The 17,400-nt window shown below is 64.8% G+C and carries 20 protein-coding genes and 1 tRNA gene; 13 read left to right on the plus strand and 8 right to left on the minus strand.

The genetic code is table 11. The features are described 5' to 3' along the window. Nucleotides 1-39 precede the first annotated feature (39 nt). Complete coding sequence (trhA, locus tag JKJ07_RS41250) at nucleotides 40-717, plus strand: PAQR family membrane homeostasis protein TrhA (RefSeq protein ID WP_202997460.1); 678 nt, start codon at nucleotides 40-42, stop codon at nucleotides 715-717. A 6-nt stretch (nucleotides 718-723) separates the two neighbouring features. Here trhA and JKJ07_RS41255 read toward each other — a convergent pair whose 3' ends face one another. Then, nucleotides 724-1,089 (minus strand): winged helix-turn-helix transcriptional regulator, encoded by a 366-nt coding sequence (locus tag JKJ07_RS41255; RefSeq protein ID WP_202997461.1) that lies wholly within the window; start codon nucleotides 1,087-1,089, stop codon nucleotides 724-726. Between the two features lie 118 nt (nucleotides 1,090-1,207). Here JKJ07_RS41255 and JKJ07_RS41260 point away from each other — a divergent pair, with 118 nt between their 5' ends. Continuing rightward, the gene (locus JKJ07_RS41260; protein ID WP_202997462.1) at nucleotides 1,208-2,047 is read left to right on the plus strand and encodes an SDR family oxidoreductase; all 840 of its coding nucleotides are present in this window, start codon (nucleotides 1,208-1,210) and stop codon (nucleotides 2,045-2,047) included. Nucleotides 2,048-2,113: 66 nt separating this feature from the next. Here the strand turns inward: JKJ07_RS41260 and JKJ07_RS41265 are convergent, their stop codons facing one another. Next, nucleotides 2,114-2,416 carry a DUF6458 family protein gene (locus JKJ07_RS41265; protein ID WP_202997463.1) on the minus strand — a complete coding sequence of 101 codons (303 nt, stop codon included), beginning with the start codon at nucleotides 2,414-2,416 and terminating at the stop codon, nucleotides 2,114-2,116. Nucleotides 2,417-2,504: 88 nt separating this feature from the next. On the opposite strand from JKJ07_RS41265, the gene JKJ07_RS41270 reads away from it, so the two are divergent. After that, the gene (locus JKJ07_RS41270; RefSeq protein WP_202997464.1) at nucleotides 2,505-3,023 is read left to right on the plus strand and encodes a SixA phosphatase family protein; all 519 of its coding nucleotides are present in this window, start codon (nucleotides 2,505-2,507) and stop codon (nucleotides 3,021-3,023) included. Between the two features lie 112 nt (nucleotides 3,024-3,135). Here JKJ07_RS41270 and JKJ07_RS41275 read toward each other — a convergent pair whose 3' ends face one another. After that, nucleotides 3,136-4,992, minus strand: coding sequence for an acyl-CoA dehydrogenase (locus JKJ07_RS41275; protein ID WP_202997465.1), 1,857 nt, complete (start codon nucleotides 4,990-4,992; stop codon nucleotides 3,136-3,138). A 297-nt stretch (nucleotides 4,993-5,289) separates the two neighbouring features. Here JKJ07_RS41275 and JKJ07_RS41280 point away from each other — a divergent pair, with 297 nt between their 5' ends. Then, nucleotides 5,290-5,490: a hypothetical protein gene (locus tag JKJ07_RS41280; RefSeq protein WP_202997466.1), complete on the plus strand. Its 201-nt coding sequence runs from the start codon at nucleotides 5,290-5,292 to the stop codon at nucleotides 5,488-5,490. Here the strand turns inward: JKJ07_RS41280 and JKJ07_RS41285 are convergent. Continuing rightward, entirely contained in the window at nucleotides 5,487-6,614 is a 1,128-nt protein-coding gene (locus JKJ07_RS41285) for a PP2C family protein-serine/threonine phosphatase (RefSeq protein ID WP_202997467.1), read from the minus strand. The genes JKJ07_RS41280 and JKJ07_RS41285 overlap by 4 nt on opposite strands. Nucleotides 6,615-6,714: 100 nt before the next feature. Between JKJ07_RS41285 and JKJ07_RS41290 the strand changes: the two genes are divergently transcribed. The 5 genes from JKJ07_RS41290 to JKJ07_RS41310 all read left to right on the plus strand — a co-directional run bounded on the left by JKJ07_RS41290 (nucleotide 6,715) and on the right by JKJ07_RS41310 (nucleotide 12,591). Continuing rightward, nucleotides 6,715-7,254, plus strand: coding sequence for a phosphoribosyltransferase (locus tag JKJ07_RS41290; protein WP_202997468.1), 540 nt, complete (start codon nucleotides 6,715-6,717; stop codon nucleotides 7,252-7,254). A gap of 99 nt (nucleotides 7,255-7,353) precedes the next feature. Continuing rightward, nucleotides 7,354-7,629 carry a YciI family protein gene (locus JKJ07_RS41295; RefSeq protein ID WP_202997546.1) on the plus strand — a complete coding sequence of 92 codons (276 nt, stop codon included), beginning with the start codon at nucleotides 7,354-7,356 and terminating at the stop codon, nucleotides 7,627-7,629. Between the two features lie 1,154 nt (nucleotides 7,630-8,783). Beyond that, nucleotides 8,784-11,264, plus strand: coding sequence for an HsdM family class I SAM-dependent methyltransferase (locus JKJ07_RS41300; RefSeq protein WP_236030802.1), 2,481 nt, complete (start codon nucleotides 8,784-8,786; stop codon nucleotides 11,262-11,264). Nucleotides 11,265-11,328: 64 nt separating this feature from the next. Then, a complete protein-coding gene (locus tag JKJ07_RS41305) occupies nucleotides 11,329-11,907 on the plus strand; it encodes a hypothetical protein (RefSeq protein WP_202997470.1) in 579 nt (192 codons plus the stop codon). Between the two features lie 195 nt (nucleotides 11,908-12,102). Further along, nucleotides 12,103-12,591, plus strand: a complete 489-nt coding sequence (locus JKJ07_RS41310) for a hypothetical protein (protein ID WP_236030773.1) — start codon at nucleotides 12,103-12,105, stop codon at nucleotides 12,589-12,591. A gap of 244 nt (nucleotides 12,592-12,835) precedes the next feature. On the opposite strand, the gene JKJ07_RS41315 is transcribed toward JKJ07_RS41310, so the two are convergent. Beyond that, complete coding sequence (locus JKJ07_RS41315) at nucleotides 12,836-13,384, minus strand: GNAT family N-acetyltransferase (protein ID WP_202997471.1); 549 nt, start codon at nucleotides 13,382-13,384, stop codon at nucleotides 12,836-12,838. Between the two features lie 761 nt (nucleotides 13,385-14,145). On the opposite strand from JKJ07_RS41315, the gene JKJ07_RS41325 reads away from it, so the two are divergent. Continuing rightward, a complete protein-coding gene (locus JKJ07_RS41325) occupies nucleotides 14,146-14,394 on the plus strand; it encodes a hypothetical protein (protein WP_202997473.1) in 249 nt (82 codons plus the stop codon). 90 nt (nucleotides 14,395-14,484) lie between these two features. Here JKJ07_RS41325 and JKJ07_RS41330 read toward each other — a convergent pair. Together JKJ07_RS41330 and JKJ07_RS41335 are read right to left on the minus strand one after the other, a co-directional pair. Further along, a tRNA-Gly gene (locus tag JKJ07_RS41330) sits at nucleotides 14,485-14,558 on the minus strand. A gap of 52 nt (nucleotides 14,559-14,610) precedes the next feature. After that, nucleotides 14,611-15,111, minus strand: a complete 501-nt coding sequence (locus JKJ07_RS41335; protein WP_202997474.1) for a pyridoxamine 5'-phosphate oxidase family protein — start codon at nucleotides 15,109-15,111, stop codon at nucleotides 14,611-14,613. A gap of 75 nt (nucleotides 15,112-15,186) precedes the next feature. Between JKJ07_RS41335 and dcd the strand changes: the two genes are divergently transcribed. Beyond that, nucleotides 15,187-15,765: a dCTP deaminase gene (gene dcd, locus JKJ07_RS41340; RefSeq protein ID WP_202997475.1), complete on the plus strand. Its 579-nt coding sequence runs from the start codon at nucleotides 15,187-15,189 to the stop codon at nucleotides 15,763-15,765. 268 nt (nucleotides 15,766-16,033) lie between these two features. On the opposite strand, the gene JKJ07_RS41345 is transcribed toward dcd, so the two are convergent. Then, entirely contained in the window at nucleotides 16,034-16,504 is a 471-nt protein-coding gene (locus JKJ07_RS41345) for a YcxB family protein (protein WP_202997476.1), read from the minus strand. A 169-nt stretch (nucleotides 16,505-16,673) separates the two neighbouring features. On the opposite strand from JKJ07_RS41345, the gene JKJ07_RS41350 reads away from it, so the two are divergent. Together JKJ07_RS41350 and JKJ07_RS41355 are read left to right on the plus strand one after the other, a co-directional pair. Continuing rightward, nucleotides 16,674-17,240: an HAD family hydrolase gene (locus JKJ07_RS41350; RefSeq protein WP_202997547.1), complete on the plus strand. Its 567-nt coding sequence runs from the start codon at nucleotides 16,674-16,676 to the stop codon at nucleotides 17,238-17,240. Nucleotides 17,241-17,251: 11 nt separating this feature from the next. Next, on the plus strand, nucleotides 17,252-17,395 hold the full coding sequence (locus JKJ07_RS41355; RefSeq protein ID WP_202997477.1) for a hypothetical protein: 144 nt from the start codon (nucleotides 17,252-17,254) through the stop codon (nucleotides 17,393-17,395). Nucleotides 17,396-17,400 lie beyond the last annotated feature (5 nt).

A 17,400-nucleotide genomic window follows, 5' to 3' on the forward strand; every position in this document is an offset into this window, starting at 1 on the left:
ATACTGACGGGTAACTTACGATACCGTAACCTGAAAAACGTGACGACCTCCGCCCCGTTCCGGATGAAGCCGACCGATCTCGGCAAGCCGCGGCTGCGCGGCCGGCTTCATCAATACGCGTTCTTCGTCGCGCTGGTCTGCGGCATCGTGCTCTGCTCGATCGCCCTCAGCCGACCGGGTATCGAGCCGTTCCTGAGCGTCCTGATCTACAGCTTCACCGTGTGCGGGCTGTTCGGCATCAGCGCGCTCTATCACCGCCGGGTCTGGAGCGAGCGCGGCTATCAGATCATGCGCCGGGCGGATCACTCGATGATCTTCATCTTCATCGCCGGCACATACACCCCGTTCTGCATCGAGCTGCTCTCGCCGGGCAAGGCGACGCTGATGCTGAGCCTGATCTGGGGTGGCGCGCTCGGCGGCGTGGCGCTCAAGACCATCTGGCCGCACCTGCCGCGCTGGGCCGGCGCCCCGCTCTATCTGGCCCTGGGCTGGGGCGCGGTCGCGATCCTGCCCGACGTGCTGCACCGCGGCGGCGTCACCACCCTGGTGCTGCTGGCGGTGGGTGGCGTGATCTACAGCGTCGGCGCGGTCTTCTACGCCCTGCGCCGGCCCAACCCGTGGCCCGAGGTGTTCGGCCACCACGAGTTCTTCCACGCGTGCACGCTGATCGCCGCGATCTGCCACCACATCGCGATCTACTTCGCCCTCTACGCTTAAAGGGCCTCAGACCCGTACGCCCGGGTTGTCATAGGCGGCCCGGGCCGCCTGCACGTCGTCGATGTGCACCTCGGCCCACTTCTCCAGCGCGCCCACCAGGTCGAGCAGGCTGCGGCCGAGCTCGGTGAGCGCGTAGTCGACCCGCGGCGGCACCTCGGCGTACACCGTGCGTCCGATCAGGCCGTCGCGCTCGAGCCCACGCAGGGTCTGGGTGAGCATCTTGGGGCTGACCCCCTCGATGCGTTTGGCGAGCGCTGAATAACGCTGCGGCCCGTCCGCGAGCATCACGACGACCAGGACGCTCCACGTGTCACCGATCCGGTCGAGGATCTGTCGGCTGGGGCAATCTTTCGCGTACACACTGACCTTCACCTGTTTACTATCCCTCGGGGAAGTACTGCACTTCAAGGTGCCTTCTATCGAATGGGAAGTGATCCCTGAGCTGGGTCGTTAACCCTATTGGTTCAAGGATCAACTACCAGGAGGACCAATGACCATCGTCGTGACGGGCGCCACGGGGCACCTCGGCCGGCTCACCATCCAGTCGCTGCTCGCCAAGGGCGTGCCCGCGAGCGAGATCGTCGGACTGGGCCGCCAGACCGACAAGATCGCCGACCTGGGCATCACGGTGAAGCAGGTCGCGTACGAGGATCAGGCCGCGCTCCAGGCCGCGTTCGAGGGCGCCGACAAGGTCCTCTTCATCTCGGGCAGCGAGGCCGGCAACCGCCTCGCCCAGCACACCAACGTCGTCGCCGCCGCGAAGGCCGCCCAGGTGGGCCTGCTCGTCTACACCAGCATCGCCAAGGCCGACACGAGCGACCTGATGCTGGCCGGAGAGCACCAGGCCACCGAGAAGATGATCACCGAGTCCGGCCTGCCGTACGTGTTCCTGCGCAACAGCTGGTATCTCGAGAACTACAACGTCGCGCAGGGGCTGGAGCACGGGCTCTTCGGCGCCTCGGCCGACGGCAAGATCAGCGCCGCCACCCGGGCCGACTACGCCGAGGCCGCCGCCGCGGTGCTCACCGCCGACGGGCAGGCGGGCAAGGTCTACGAGCTGGGCGGCCCGGCGTTCACCATGGCCGAGTTCGCCGCCGAGGTCGCCGAGCAGTCCGGCAAGCCGGTCACGTACACCGACCTGGGCGAGGAGAAGTATCGCGAGATGCTGGTCGGCGTGGGCCTGCCCGAGGCGTTCGCGGCCGTCCTGGCCGACTCCGACCGGGGGGCGGCCAACGGCGGGCTCTTGGTGCCGGCGGACGACCTCGAGTCGCTCCTCGGGCGCCCGGCGACGTCGCTGAAGACGTACGTAGGAAATGCTCTTAACGCCTGAGAAGCGCGCGACGCCGGCAGCCGCCAGGGGGATGAGCGGCTACCGGCGTCGCGAGTCTGATGCGGATTACTGGTAGGCGGGCGGCGGGGGCGGCGGAACGTCCTCGCGGCGGGTCTCCCGGTATTCGCTGCGCACCTGCTGGTTGGGGTAGACGGGTGCACCCGCGACCGGCTCGGCGGCGGTCTGCCGCGTCACGACGGTGCGGCGACGGCTGTTCCAGAACCAGAGCGTGATGACGAGACCGACGAGGCCGGCCGCCATCAGAATCCACCCGATGATGTTGATGTCGATCCCGCTGATGTTCGCGTTGACGGCGAACGCCAGGATCGCGCCCAACGCCAGCAGGAAGATGCTTCCGCCGATGCCCATCGCGGGCCTCCTTGATCCTCACCGTGGTCAATGCGTCGCAGTGGGGTTTACCCACCCGCTCTGATCCTCAATCAGGCAAGCTGGACACATGACCGTCAGGACGCTCGTAATCCTCCGCCACGCCAAGGCCGAGACGCCCGATGAGAGCCCCGATTTCGACCGTACGCTGACCACGCGCGGGGCGACCGACGCGGACGCCGCCGGTGCGTGGCTGGCCGACGAGCGGCTCTATCCCGATCTGGTGCTCTGCTCGGCCGCGGCGCGCACCCGGCAGACCTGGCAGGGCGTCTCGATCGCGATGGCGCAGGCGCGCCCGGGCGGCGGTGCGCCCGAGGTCCGTTACGAGCAGAGCCTCTATCACGGTGGCCCGACCGAGGTTTTCGATCTCGTACGCAAGGTGGCCGACACGGTGCGCACGGTGCTCGTCGTCGGCCATAACCCGACCGTGTCCGAGGTGTCCACTCTGCTGATTCCCGATGACCAGTACGACGGCATCGACGTGATCATGAAGACGTCGGGGCTGGCCGTGCATCGCGCCGACGGTTCCTGGTCGGCCACCGAGCCCCGCTCGATGCGCCTGCTGGAACGCCACACGGCCCGGGGCTGAAAAGACGGCTGAGGCCGGCGGACGTCCTTGTCCGCCGGCCTCAGCCGTTTTCAGGAGAGTGGGCAATGCCCTTCAGCGGTGCGGAAGTGGGGCGACCGCCGCACCGAGATCTTTAGAAGACGTCCTCGGAGATGTCCATGATGTCCAGCGTGGTGTTCTCGATGATGCGACGGTCGGAGCCGACCCGGGGCAGCACCTCGCGGACGAAGAAGCGGGCCGCCGCCACCTTGCCCTCGTAGAAGTTCTTGTCGGCCGCCGAGACGTCGCCGCCCAGCGCCTTGAGGGCCACCTCGGCCTGCCGCAGCAGCAGCCAGGCCAGCACCACGTCGCCCAGCGCGAGCAGGATGCGCCGCGAGGTCAGGCCGACCTTGTAGAGCTCGCGGGTCTCACCGCCCTGCACCGCCCCGAGCCAGCCCATCGTGGCCCCGAGGATCTGCTGCATCTCGCCGAGCGCCTTGCCCAGGCCGAGCCGTTCCACCTTGAGCTGACCGTTGCCGGCCTCGCTCTCGACGAACTCCTGCATCTCGGTGGCCAGGGTGGCCAGCGCGGCGCCCTGGTCCTTCACGATCTTGCGGAAGATCAGGTCGAGGCTCTGGATCGCGGTCGTGCCCTCGTACAGGGTGTCGATCTTCGCGTCGCGCACGTACTGCTCGAGCGGGTAGTCCTGCAGGAAGCCGGAGCCGCCGAACGTCTGCAGCGACTCGTGGCCCAGCAGCTCGTACGCCCGCTCGGAGCCCACGCCCTTGACCAGCGGCAGCAGCAGATCGTTGACCTTGCTGGCGGTCTTCGCGGCCTCGGTGTCGCCGGCCGCCGTGGCGATGGCGACCTTGTCCTGCCACGTGCCGGTGTAGACGACCAGCGCGCGCAGGGCCTCCGAGTACGCCTTCTGCAGCATCAGCGAACGGCGTACGTCGGGGTGGTGGGTGATCGTGACGCGGGGCGCGGCCTTGTTGTCGTTCTGCACCAGGTCGGCGCCCTGCACGCGGTTCTTGGCGTACTCGAGGGCGTTGAGGTAACCCGTCGACAGGGTCGCGATCGCCTTCGTCCCGACCATCATGCGGGCGTATTCGATGATCATGAACATCTGCCGGATGCCCTGGTGCTTCTCGCCGAGCAGCCAGCCCTTGGCCGGGGTGCCGTGCTCGCCGAAGGTCAGCTCGCAAGTGTTCGAGACCTTGAGGCCCATCTTGTGCTCGATGTTGGTGGCGTAGACGCCGTTGCGCTCGCCCAGCTCGCCGGTCTCGGCGTCGAAGTGGTACTTCGGCACGATGAACAGCGACAGGCCCTTGGTGCCGGGGCCGCCCACACCCTCGACGCCGACCGGGCGCGCGAGCACGTAGTGGATGATGTTGTCGGTCAGGTCGTGCTCACCCGAGGTGATGAAGCGCTTGACGCCCTCGATGTGCCACGAGCCGTCGGGCTGCTGAATGGCCCGGGTGCGGCCGGCGCCGACGTCGGAACCCGCGTCGGGCTCGGTCAGCACCATCGAGGAGCCCCAGAGCTTGTCGACGAAGAGCTGGGCCCACTTCTTCTGCTCCTCGGTGCCCTCGGCCTCGATCACGGAGGCGAAGGAGGGACCCGACGAATACATCCAGACGGGGGCGTTGGCGCCGAGCACGTTCTCGGCCAGGGCCCACCAGAAGGCGCGCGGGGCGAGGGTGCCGCCGAGCGAGCCGGGCAGGTCGAGGCGCCAGAACTCGCTGGCCATCCACTGCTCGAACGACTTCTTGAACGCCTCCGGCAGCGGGGCGGTGTGAGTGGCGGGGTCGAAGACCGGCGGATTGCGGTCGGCCTCGACATAGCTGGCGGCCAGATCCTCGGTGGCGAGGCGGTTGACCTCGGTCAGCACATCGCGTGCGGTGTCCGCATCAATGTCCTCGTACGGCGCCTGACCGAACGCCTTGTCAGCCCCGAAGACCTCGAACAGATTGAACTGGAGGTCCCGAAGGTTGCTCTTGTAGTGAGTCATGGTGCTTGGCCCCGCTCTCCGAACGCCGCCGGTCTGGAGTTACCCGTCAGTAACCCCACTGTATTACCGATCGGTAGGAGCGGACAAGCCACGAGTTGTTTCGTGACCAACCACCCAGTTGCGGGGGTCTGTCCGTCGGTTCGCACATCAAACGCCTCCGATCGGGTGGCTAGCAGGATGGCCGTTCGGCTATTTGCCGACTCCCATGCGGCCCATACGTATCGGGGGGCGATGCGGCTCGTTGCTCCGGATAGACACGAAGCTTTCGTCTTCGCCAGCCGCCAAGGGGGGCGCGCCATGTTCGCCACGATCAAGAGCCTCATTCCAGAGCCCCGCCAGGCGGACCAGCCACGCCACTATGTCGGGCGGCACCGCCGGCCCGAGCCGGTGCCGGCTCCGGTCTCGCCCGCCCCGATCGCCACCACACCTTCCGTGGAAGAGCCCGCGCCCCCCGCCGAGGGGAACGCGGGCGAGAAGACGAAGGAGATCGCGGCCTAACTTCCGGCCGCGCCGACTTCCCAGCTCGGGATCGGCACCGCCGCGCCGTCGTCCCGGCCGGCGTATTCCAGCAGCACCAGCGCGATGTCGTCCTCGAGGCGGCCGTGCACCCAGTCGACCAGGGCCGTCTCGAGCGAGGCGAGCCCGTCGCCGACCGTGCCGTGGCCCAGCAACCGCCACGCGCGGTCGGCGGTCGGGAAGAATTCGCCCTCCCGGCGGGCCTCGCCCAGCCCGTCGGTGAACAGCAGCAGCCGGTCGCCCGGTTCGAGCCGCTCGACGCGCGCTTTCACCTCGGGCATGAACCCGAGCGGGGGCGCCGGGGCCGGGGGCTCCAGCGGAATGACCTGCCCGCGGCGCAGCAGCAGCGGCGCCGGATGTCCACAGTTGACGATGGTCAGCGTGCCGCCGCGCTCCTCGACCAGGGCCGCGGTCACGAAATCCTCGTCGCCGACGCTGCGGGCCACGGCTCGGTCCAAATCGGCCACCACGGTCTTGAGGTCGGCCCGCTCGTACGCCACGTGCCGATACGACCCGAGCACGATGCTGGCCAGCCGGACGGCGTCCAGGCCCTTGCCGCGCACGTCGCCGATGATGATCCGGACCCCGTACGGCGTGTCGAGCGCCTCGTAGAGGTCGCCGCCGATGTCGGCCGCGGCCGTCGCCGAGATGTAGCGCCCAGCCACCGCCAGCGCTCCCACCTGAGGCCCGACCGGCCGCAGCACCGCCTGCTGGGCCACCGCGGCGAGCCGCTGCAGCTCGGCGATCTTGTCGGCCTGACGCTGCCGCATGGTGGCCACCGCGGCGGCGATGCCGGTGGCGAGCAGAATGCCGAGAATGTTGACCGTGCCGGCCAGGTCGAGCGGGCCGGCCGCCCCGACGAAGACCATGCCGACGATCGTTGCCAGCACGCCCACGACGATCACGGTCTGCCAGAACGCGAACACGGCGGCGAGGAACGGGACGGCCGCGAACAGCCCGACGAAGTCGGCGTCGGTGTTGTCGGCCAGCTCCACGGCGGACACGACGGCGAGCAGCACAAGGGCCGCGCCGAGTCCGGCGCGGGATCCAGGGCTCAGCGGGCGGCGGCCCGGCGGCAGATTAGGCATGGCTACGCGGAACAGCATGCCCGATCGAAGCGAAAGACTGCACTAACTTGACCCGTAGTCTGAGCGGGTTCTGACCGCGCGGCCCAATGACACCCCCACGCGGTGACAGGATGTCCGCGTGACAACCGACCTGCGTGATCACCTGAGGGCCGAATTCCGCTGGACCGACCCCGGCGAGGGCTACCTGGTGAGCGACCGCTCGGGCTGGTGGCGCTCCCCCGCCATCCTCGCGGGCCTGGGTGACGGCCTGGCCGACCTGTTCCGCGCCGACCGCCCCACCGTGGTCGTCTCCCCCGAGGTCACGGGCTTCCTGGTCGGACCCCTGGTGGCCCGCGCCCTGGGGGTCGGCTTCGTCGAGGCCTACCGAGCCGGCGCCAGGCTCCCCATCGCCGAGCCCATGACCTGGGCCGAGGTCCCCTCAGACCACAGAGGCAAAAAACAACAACTGGGCGTACGCAGCCACTTGATCGCCCCCCACGACCGCGTCCTGGTGGTCGACGACTGGTCCGCCACCGGCGCCCAGGCCAGAGCCCTACGCTCCCTCTTCCCCCACAACTACGTAGGCACCGCAGTAATCGTCAACGAATGCCCACCCCCAGTAACCGCAGAACTCAACCTCCGCGCCCTACTCACGGCCGCCGACATCGACCCCGACTAGCCCCACACCGGCGCCCTGACAACGGAAAGGCCACCGCCTCCGGCTCATCGACCGCGTCATCGCGAGCGGCTACAGACGTAGGATCCCCGTGTGTATCTGATGATCTCGAAGTACCTGGCACCGCTGGAAGACGTAGACGCGGTTCGAGAAGCGCACCTAGCCTTCTTGGAGGCCCTCGAAGCGCAAAATCTGGTGGTCACCGCAGGACGCCAGGACCCAGCGGTAGGCGGCGTAGTCGTACTCAACGTCGAAGACGAGGCCCAAGCACTGGAGATCATCGCGCAAGACCCATACGTCCAACGAGGCGTAGCCGAATACAACGCCATCGGCTGGCTCCCCACCCGAGGCGCCCTAAAAAACTACCCAAAGCCATAACCCCCACGCACCGCCGCAAACCTCGGCTTGACAGGCGCCGCGCGGCTGACTGACGCCAACACCTGGCGGACAAGCCGGGGTCGAACAGGCGACGCGATGGCGAGCGAGCACCCGGCTGACCCCCCGATGGCGAAGCCGAGCCGTGCCACTCCCGACGGCCCCCGATGGCGAAGCCGAGCCATCCCACTCACAGCAATCACCGCACCGTGGGGTCTGGGGGCTCGACCCCCAGGCAGAAATGTGAGGAGGCCCGGTTCGCGCTTTCCGCGAACACGGGCCTCCCACCGATGAGCGGGTGACGGGAATCGAACCCGCACTGTCAGCTTGGGAACCGTACAAGTGCGCAGAAAAGCTGGTCACCTGCCAGCCGAGTCGAGCGTTGGAGTGGCCTGCAGTGCCCTCCGCCGGCCTGCGTTAATGGCCCGCTTATGGCCCGGGGAAGCCCCACACGATAGGCGCCGTCGTGGCCGCCCGTACTTGTTGGCCTCCTCGCGGGTCGCGACCCGCCGCAAGGGCGACCGAGAGATTAGACACAGACGTACGAGTGCCGACGTTGAACCATCGGAGGCCGCCGGGCGCGCCGCGGGCGCAACACCGAGGATCGTGACTCTCGGCGACTCTCTCGACACCCATAGTAGCGACACGACGAGGCGGCAATGCAAGACACACCCATGTGGATGTCGTAGGGTTACCCGCATGATCGGGGTAGTTATGGTAGGGCCATGGCACTGAGTGCAACAGTGCCAAATCGGCTCCTGGCCGCACTGGAAGACCTCGACTACCTAGGTCATGACGGCCTATTGACCAGTGAATCTGGCCGAGAGACAGGCCCTCGCGACTTTCTCTGGCAGGACCTGCAGAGCAAGGTTGGACTCGACGCTGCCTTTTTCCAGGATGGCGTGCCTCTCGTAGGCTTCACTCAAAGTGCTAATGAGCACGGCCTAGCCTCGCTAAGGCGCAGGCTTTGGAACTACGGTCGAGTGCCCTTGTTGCTGTCAGTTAACGATAGCGGGGTGTCCGTCTATAACGGATTTGAGAACCCGAACACAGAAAGTCTAGATCCGACCGGGTTTGAATCTCAGATGCGACGCTCCCGTCACGCGTCCGATCTACTCGAAGTTTTTGGACGCCTTGCGATTCAATCAGGGTCTTTCATGGACTCGAGTGTCGGCTCTTTCTCGTCAACAACCCGAGTCGACAAGGCGCTTCTTAGCAATCTCTCCCTTCTTCGGAGCAGGGTTCCTTCCTCTGAGCCATTGCGTCGCGTGGCAACGGATCAAGTCATCAGCGGATGCTTGGTAGCCAGCTATCTATCGCATCGAGGCATCCTCACCAGTACCCACATATTCACCCTTGCTCAGAAGAATTCTTTGCAAGAGGTATTGGAAGCGGGTCCGGTTTTCACAGCAGCTCTATTCGAGGGACTCGCAGAGCACTTTAATGGGGACGTGTTCGGATCAGTCCCGGCAGCTCTAGAGGTTCTGACTCCCCAAGAGCTCTTGACAATATCGTCTTTTCTCCAGGGAGACGATTTGTCTACTGGACAACAGACCCTTTACCCTTACGACTTTTCGGTCCTGCCATCAGACTTAGTCAGTAGCATCTATGAGCAACTACTCGAAGCCGACCGAAGAGCGCAAGGTGCATACTACACTCCGCGATTCCTTGTAGATCTCATTCTGGACGAGGTCGTCCCATGGGTTGGCAATCTGAGACCTCGCTTAATTGACCTAGCATGCGGCAGCGGCGCTTTCATGACTCAAGCGTTTCGCCGAATGGCTTATCAAGAGCGGCAGGCCAAGGGTCGCCGGCTAAGCTACGACGAATTGCAGACGCTGTTACTCGAAAAAATCTTCGGAGTCGAGCAAAATCCAGATGCTGCTCGGATCGCCGCTTTTGGCCTCTATCTGGCACTCCTAGAGGAGCTTGATCCTCCCACCGTTTGGCGCGAGGCTGTACTCCCGAAGCTCATCGGACGCAATTTGGTGGTTAGTGACGCCTTTGCCAACCATTCGCTCGCAGACGAAAAATTCGATGCGGTTGTCAGCAATCCACCGTGGACTAGCAGTCTTACGCCCGCAGCGATCAAGTTTATCTCTGAGCGAAACTTACCAGTAGCCGACCGGCAGTTGGCCCAAGCCTTCTTGTGGTTGGCCAAAGAGTGTCTGAGCGAAACCGGTAAACTGGGCTTAGTCATGCCTGCGAAGCCCTTGCTTCACAATCGAAGTGCGAAGGCGTCAGAATTTCGGAGGGAACTTTTTCGACAGCTCGATGTAAGCGCGCTTATTGACCTATCAGCTGTCCGGCGAATGATTTTTGCAACCGCAATTGCACCCGCAGCTGTAGTTATAGCAGAAGTCAAGCCAGGCAACCGAGCGCCTGGGGAGAGCCAAGCGCATCTCATTCATGTTGCAGCACATCCTCGATCGGTGAACTCTGCTATCGATGCGTTACAGGTCACTCCTGAGGAGGTCAGGTCTATACCTGTAAGCATGGCGGAGAATCGTGCCGACCTTTGGAAGATCCTCTTGTGGGGGAGCCTTCGCGATTTGCAATTCATCGATTGGCTGCGTGCAACCTTCCCAACCGTCCAGGACTGGGCTTCAAAAAAGGGCTGGGTGGCTGGACAAGGATACCAGCCTGCCGGCGGCGACCAAAATGACGCTTCACATATGTTCGGTTTACCGATCATATCTGGTAACGATGTCCTACCCCTTGCACTGGGGTCATCTGCGGGCGACTCCATTTTTGACGTGCCGTATCTTCATCGTCCGCGCAATCCCCGCCTGTTTCAGGCTCCTCACGTCTTAATAAGGACGACTTTTGTCCGAGGTCGGCTAGCAGCCACCTTAGTGGAAAGAGATGCGGTTTTCCGTCACGGAGTGATGGGAGTTGCAGGTCCGGCAGAGGACAAGCCACTCCTCACAATGCTGGCTGCGACAATTTGCTCCTCATTAGGTCATTACTACCTTTTCATGACAAGTGCCGCTTGGGGAGTTGAACGTGATTTCGTTGAGCTCAATGAGCACCTCGGATTGCCACTTGCCGAACCGAATGCAGCGCAGTTCGCGCGCTTGCAGGATATTTTAGCCGAGTCAGACGGCCTTATGACCGAACACTTTCGGCGAAGTCTTGACGAAGTGGTCTTTGATGTCTACGGACTCACGCAACCAGAACGCGACCGAGTCATGGAAGGCTTGCAATACGGCATCGAGCGCTTCCGGCGTCCGACGCAGTTCTACGATGCCGTTTCTCCCGATCAGATTCAAGACTATGAGACTCAACTACGTGCGACGGTGACGCGCTTTCTCCCGGACACAACAGTGTCATCATTCAATGATGCCAATGGATACTTTCGTGCCGTGGCTTTGACTATCGAGAGCGAAAGAAGCGACCGCCGGAGAACGGAGGGCGGCACGGGTCGGCGAATAGACGTTGAGGCGATTGTAAGGCAGGCGGAGCGAGAACTACCTCCGAGTATGGGAATCGTTGCTCAACCGGCGGGATTTATGGTGGACGAGGACACCATATATATTGTCAAGACAGCCGATCGTGATCGCTGGACAACGGACGCCGCTCTCGATGATGGAGAGCGGATTATTGCGGCTCTAGCGTTCGGGGGATCAGTTGCTTGAAAGGCTCGGTCCCCGAGTGATTGGGACCGCCAGCACGAGCCTTAAGGCGCACGCTGTCCGCCAGATGCGCCGGTCGATTCGTAGCCTGCTTATAGAGTCGATCAGGCTGTGGCAGCAGGAGCAATTTCACCGCTTCAACGACCATGAGACATCCAGTACAGTGCGCCTCTACTATTGGGCCGTTCAGGTTGTTCGCAGTTCGCCGGAGTTGAGCTTCTTTCGCGTACAATATGATGGTCCACAACCGACAGCCGCAATGCTTGCAGGCTCGGAGGATCCGGCGCGTGCTCCGCGTCCGGACATTAACGTTTCATTGGGTCAAGACATCGTTGTCCACGTCGAGGCGAAGCGCTTGAAGAGTGGCGACGGACTTCCTAAAAAATACGTAACTCAAGGAATGCGGCGTTTTGTCGACGGCCGATATGACACCCGACCATGCAATCTAGGTGGAATGTTGGGCTACATAATGGACGGGGACTCCGCTAAGGCTATCGCCCAGATTAATCAGACAATATCGGACGAGGCCGATTTCGGGCCTAACGCCGCGTTGCGTGCGCAAGGTTCGCCCCTGCCGTTTATTGGCGAATACGTGAGCGACCATGGATCCTTTAGTCTTATACACCTTGCAATCGACGTAGCGTGAATGGATTCGCACGTATCAATTGGAGCTTTCCTCCGTGTTCCGGCCTAGCATCATCAGTGCGTGACCCTGTCGCCAGAAGCAGAACTTCACAATGTTCGGCTACGGGAGACTCGGGAGATGCTGGGAGCCAGTCGTTAGCTCACACATGACACGGCCTCTCTGGGCAAAGTGGATCATGTCGCCTATCGTGCTTGGATGATCACGGGGATCGATCCGAGACGCTGGGCGGCTGCGAAATCTCGCTACGAGCGCTGGGAGGCCCGGAGAGCGGCACGGTTCGCTCATTGGAGTTTCCGGCGGCGTTGCGCGGTTTTCGTGCTCACTCCAGTGCTCGTGTTCTGTTGCGGCGGCTCGGCGTTCGGTATCCCTGCCGCATGGGTGTGGGGCATGACGGCTGAGGCGAGCAAGGGGGCGCCTTCGCCCGACGCGGCGGCCAACGAGTATCTGATGGCGCTCGGATACAACACCGAAGATGGCCTGTTGCCGATCCTCGACAACGACCAGCAGAACAAGCTGTTGGAGGATTGGCGCGCCTACCGCAAGGCTATGGATGGCACCACTCCGCCGCCGTCTCGCCTGGACTTCGGTGCCCTGCACGTTGGCTCGCGCGGGAATGGCTCTGCCGAAGTTACAGCCGACGTGTCTGCTGCGTGGTGGAAAGCCGACGGCCGCGCGGTGACGTAGACCAGCGATGAGCTGCGGTGGCGCTTTCAAACGCGGGAGGACAATGGCTGGCAGGTGGTCTCCGTCGAAGCGCCGGCATGGTGCGGCGGGTAAGTGCGTACCGATGCCTGTGCGTCTCGCTGAGTTGGCGATGACTGGGCTGCGGCACGCGGGTCGGGGACACAGGGTGCACTGCCTGTCTCCCGCGTTTTCCCAGAGCATGCCGGCTCCGGAGACCCCAGGGACAGCAGGGACAGGGTGGCTATCAGCGTGGATCGGCCGCGCCGGGGGCTGCATAGCACCGCGCGGGGAAGACGCTGCCGTCGGCGAGGTGATGCGACGTCGAGCCCAAGAAGACGCAGCCCATCTTCTCGTACATGCTGATTGCAGTGTGGTCCTTTTCCATCACGTCGAAGACGGCCCGCAGGCGCTTGTCTGTCGCGTAACTGAGGGCCGCGTCGGCAAGCTTTCGGCCGGCCCCCTTGCCACGTGCGGCTGGTCCCACGAACAGACGGGCTAGAACGGCGATCTCGGACGTTGCGGCGCCGGTTCGCTCGATAAGCAGCGAGACCGCAGCGTCGCCCTCGCCCGGCTCGCATACCGCGGCGTGCCCGAGAATCTTGCCCGGCTCGACTGCCACGAACGCGGCAATCAAGCCCGCCGGATACATCCACCCGGTTGCGTCGTCGACCCCCTCGACGGGATAGCCGTCCAGCTCGTAAACCTCACGCAATAGGGCAGCGCACTCGGGCACGTCGGCGTCTGTGCGAGGCCGGACTTGAACAGCGTTCTGGCTGTCCGAAAGGTTCGTCACGTTCGGTCCTCAATCAGCGTGGTGTGGTCGTTCCCGGAACGGGCTGGCTCCCCCCATCTTGGCGGCGGCAACTGCTGCGTTCCTCAGCGGGTCCACTTCAAGAACCGCTCGAACAGCTCGGCTGGCGGGTTGGGTGAGAGGTCTGATACCGCCTCGTCGAGGCGATCCCACATGTAGATGGCCAGTTCGACCAGGTCCATGTCGCTGCGGAGCTCCTCGCGGGCCGGGTCGCAGGGCCAGGTCTGGCCACAGGCGACGCAGTCCCATGATGGTCGTGCTGCGGTGAGCACACCAACCGCGAGGCGGACCACGGCATCGCCGACGCCATCGACCAGGCGGTCAAGGCGGCACGACGCAAGCCTCGGCCTGGCAATAAGTAAGTCCGGCAGATCAGCTATCCCGGCATCATGACGCGCCGGTGCGGGGGACTAGGCGACCCCACACCGGCGCGCCTGCCTGTGCACAACTCTGTGGACAGGGGAGGACATCTGTGGGGAACGTATGCCAAGCCTCGCCGAGCGCTGTGCGAGTGACTCAAATCACAGTCCCGCGGATCGATGCAGCTAGAGCCTCTGTGGATCGAGCCGCTCAATCGTTCAGAACTTGTGTAGAGCGCTGTACTCACGGGGCGCCTCGGCGACATCGGCTTACCCATCCAGGAAGATGAGTCCCGGCACAAAGAAAGACGGCCCACCTGGCAGTGGGCCGCCGCGTGTCGGAACCCATCGTTCGCTCAGGCAAGCAACAGAGGAGAAACCAACGTGACCACCCTAACGACCAGACCATCCGGGGGCTACCCGGATCGAGGAGAACCGCCGGCGGACCACCGGTCGGGTGTTGCCCGAGCGGCGCTCGTTGCCGGGGGCAGTTTCACGACCGCCATCGGTGCCATCCTCGCGTCGGCCGGCATGTGGGGCCTCGGCGACCGGACGATCCTCTACGCGCTGGTCGCCCTGTGCGTGATCGCTGCCCTAACGATGTTCACCGCAGCCATCATGATGCGGCGGTAATGGCCCGCTAATGGCCCGTCCCTGTTTCAGCATGACCTAGAACGACGGAAGCCCTGGAGGACCATCGGTCCTGACCAGGGCTTCCGTCTGTGGAGCGGGTGACGGGAATCGAACCCGCACTGTCAGCTTGGGAAGCTGATGTTCTGCCATTGAACTACACCCGCGGCGGGCCTCACTGTACCTGATCGGGGCCGCCCGATGAGCACTCACCCGTCACTAACTCACCGCTGCCAACGGGCGGGGTAACTCTGCGCGCCACGTGCGGGTCATCGGGGTCACGATCGGTAGCGCGGCCAGGGGCAGGGCGCCGGCGGGGCCGTGGGTGCGTAGGGTCGCGCTCTCGATGGAGAGCTCGAACAGGCGCCAGTCGACGTCGGGTGACGCGTGCAGGGACAGGGCGAGGTCGGCGATCACCCGGGGGTCACGCACCCGCATGGCCCGGCCGGTCAGGAACGCCTCGTCGTCGTTCTCTTCCGGGGGATATGAGTGCAGCGCGTAGCGCCCGTCTCGCTCCAGATCGCGGCGTTTGGGTGACTCGACGATGAAGCAGTAGAGGCCCGCATCGGTGATCACCGGGGAGACCGGATGGACCCGGGGACCGCCGTCGGCTCGCACGGTGGCCAGGTAGGCCAGGCCAGGACCGTACTGCTGGAGGAGCGCGCGGATGCCTGCCGCGAGGGTGGGCTCGGCGGCGGTGAAATCGGACCAGGAAGCCATGACCGCATTCTATCGAACATACGTTCGACACGCCCACTAAAACACGCCGAACGGGCAGCTGGGTATGGTGTCCCGATGCTGCTCTCCGACCGTGACCTGGTCTCCGAGATCAAGTCGGGCGACCTGTCTCTGGAGCCCTTCGAGCCGGCGTTGCTGCAACCGTCCAGCATCGACGTGCGGCTGGACCGCTTCTTCCGGGTGTTCAACAACCATCTCTACACCCACATCGACCCGGCCGAACAGCAGGACGATCTCACCGCCCAGGTCGAGGTGACCGACGGTGAGGCCTTCGTGCTTCACCCGGGCGAGTTCGTTCTCGCGTCGACCCTCGAAGTCATCACGCTCGGCGACCAACTGGCCGGCCGCCTCGAGGGCAAGAGCAGCCTCGGCCGTCTCGGCCTGCTGACCCACTCGACGGCGGGCTTCATCGACCCGGGCTTCAGCGGTCACGTCACGCTCGAGCTGTCCAACGTGGCCAACCTGCCGATCAAGCTCTGGCCCGGCATGAAGATCGGCCAGCTCTGCATCTTCCGCCTGTCGAGCCCGGCCGAGCACCCTTACGGCTCGGCCGTCTATGGCTCCCGCTATCAGGGCCAGCGCGGTCCCACCCCGAGCCGCTCGGCCCAGAATTTCCGCCTCTGGCCCACGGGCTGAAGATCAAGATCTAGATGTCCCAGCGGGGTGGTGGGTGGCCGTGGCTCCCGCAACTTCAAAAGCAGATGTCCTAGCGGGGTGGTGGGTACGGACCGTCGCTCCCGCGGGGACCCGGGCGGGCTTCGCTGGCCGCTGCGCGTCCAAAACGCGAAACCCACCCGGGCGACCTGAGTAAATGGTTGCGCTCAAACCCGAAAACCCGATAACCCGAAAGCAGTGATGGCTGCGTTCACGGGGCTAGGTCACACCCAACCCGAAAAGCAGCAGGTCAGCGAACCGGAACGCCGTGGGCGACGGCCGTGTTGAGCACCTCGTTGATCTGTTGCGGGCTGAGCCCCCGCGTGGGCACCTGGATCGATCGGGAGCCGCCGAGGCTGAACACCAGCTGGCCGGCCAGGAAGTCGACGTGGCGGAAGGCGTTCCAGGCGTACGCGTGCCGGCTCTCCGGCGTCGAGCTGGTCAAGCCACCGTCGCTGATCTCGAACGTCGCCGAGGCGCCGTCGCGGATGGCTCGGCGGGCGCCCTGGTTGATCAGGAACATCGGCACCACGACGGCGAGCGCGACGCCCGCGAGCAGCAGCGTGTAGTTGAGGCCGTTCCCGTTCCACTGGAGCAGGACGGCCAGCCCGAGTAGCGCCCACCCACCGATCCGGGCCAGCATTACGGGCCGCCGCGTCTCGTGTCGCGCGGCAGCCGCGGCCAGGTGGGGGTCCCTGTGTGCGGTGATCTGCAAAAACACTCCCAAAAAGTAACTTTCGGGCCGGACCGGCGACCATCGTCCGCAAGGCCGACCACGGCCGCCCCGGTTGGCCAGGCATGAGAGTTATTCCGGCAGACCCCGAGGAGCGACGGTTGTGAAGACGCTGGACGGGCCTCTGCTGCTCGACTTCGACGGACCGATCTGTGCCATGTTCGCCGGGTTGCCCGCCGCTCGGGTGGCGGCCGAGTTGATCAGCCTGGCCGGCCTGACCACCGACACGGATGACCCGCTGGAGGTGCTCAGACGGGTCGACGATCCCACGCTGCTTGGGGTGGTCGAGGACGCTCTCGTCACCGCTGAGCAGGAGGCCGCCACCACTGCCACACCCACCCCGTACGCCCGTGAGGTGCTCGAGGCGGCCCGGGCCAGGGGCCTGCCGGTGGCGGTAGTCAGCAACAACTCCGCCCCCGCGATCGAGCTCTACCTGGCCCGTCACAGCCTCACCGGCCACGTCGACGCGATCGTCGGGCGGCCCTGGGCCCAGCCCCACCGCATGAAACCCGACCCGGGCCCGGTGCTCGCCGCGGTCAAGGCCGTCCGCAGCACCCCGGATCGCTGCACCCTGATCGGGGATTCGCTGACCGACATCGAGGCCGCCCGCGCCGCCGGGGTCGCCGTTGTCGGATACGCGAATCGGCCCTGGAAGATCAGCGCCTTCGCCCCGGCCGACGCCGTGGTCACCTCGATGGCCGAGGTCCTCGCGGCCTTGATCTAGGGTGTGGCGTTATGGGCGCGATCAAACCTTGGCACGTGCTGATCCTGATCAGCTGCTTCATCGCGGTCGCGGGCATCATCGCGGCCATCTCGTTCGCATGGGCGCAGAGCCGCCGCAAGCGGTCCGACGACGGCAACCAGCCGCCGACCTTCTAAAAGCC

The sequence above is a fragment of the Paractinoplanes lichenicola genome (assembly GCF_016785085.1).
Taxonomy (GTDB): domain Bacteria; phylum Actinomycetota; class Actinomycetes; order Mycobacteriales; family Micromonosporaceae; genus Actinoplanes; species Actinoplanes lichenicola.

Bases quoted from the DNA above. Each gene is read 5' to 3' on its own strand.
- JKJ07_RS41300 (WP_236030802.1), top strand. From the start codon at position 8,784: ATGGACTCGAGTGTCGGCTCTTTCTCGTCAACAACCCGAGTCGACAAG.
- dcd (WP_202997475.1), top strand. From the start codon at position 15,187: ATGCTGCTCTCCGACCGTGACCTGGTCTCCGAGATCAAGTCGGGCGAC.
- JKJ07_RS41350 (WP_202997547.1), top strand. From the start codon at position 16,674: ATGTTCGCCGGGTTGCCCGCCGCTCGGGTGGCGGCCGAGTTGATCAGC.
- JKJ07_RS41270 (WP_202997464.1), top strand. From the start codon at position 2,505: ATGACCGTCAGGACGCTCGTAATCCTCCGCCACGCCAAGGCCGAGACG.
- JKJ07_RS41310 (WP_236030773.1), top strand. From the start codon at position 12,103: ATGATCACGGGGATCGATCCGAGACGCTGGGCGGCTGCGAAATCTCGC.
- JKJ07_RS41305 (WP_202997470.1), top strand. From the start codon at position 11,329: ATGCGCCGGTCGATTCGTAGCCTGCTTATAGAGTCGATCAGGCTGTGG.
- JKJ07_RS41295 (WP_202997546.1), top strand. From the start codon at position 7,354: ATGATCTCGAAGTACCTGGCACCGCTGGAAGACGTAGACGCGGTTCGA.
- JKJ07_RS41355 (WP_202997477.1), top strand. From the start codon at position 17,252: ATGGGCGCGATCAAACCTTGGCACGTGCTGATCCTGATCAGCTGCTTC.
- JKJ07_RS41335 (WP_202997474.1), bottom strand. From the start codon at position 15,111: ATGGCTTCCTGGTCCGATTTCACCGCCGCCGAGCCCACCCTCGCGGCA.
- JKJ07_RS41275 (WP_202997465.1), bottom strand. From the start codon at position 4,992: ATGACTCACTACAAGAGCAACCTTCGGGACCTCCAGTTCAATCTGTTC.
- JKJ07_RS41265 (WP_202997463.1), bottom strand. From the start codon at position 2,416: ATGGGCATCGGCGGAAGCATCTTCCTGCTGGCGTTGGGCGCGATCCTG.
- JKJ07_RS41260 (WP_202997462.1), top strand. From the start codon at position 1,208: ATGACCATCGTCGTGACGGGCGCCACGGGGCACCTCGGCCGGCTCACC.
- JKJ07_RS41280 (WP_202997466.1), top strand. From the start codon at position 5,290: ATGTTCGCCACGATCAAGAGCCTCATTCCAGAGCCCCGCCAGGCGGAC.
- JKJ07_RS41285 (WP_202997467.1), bottom strand. From the start codon at position 6,614: ATGCTGTTCCGCGTAGCCATGCCTAATCTGCCGCCGGGCCGCCGCCCG.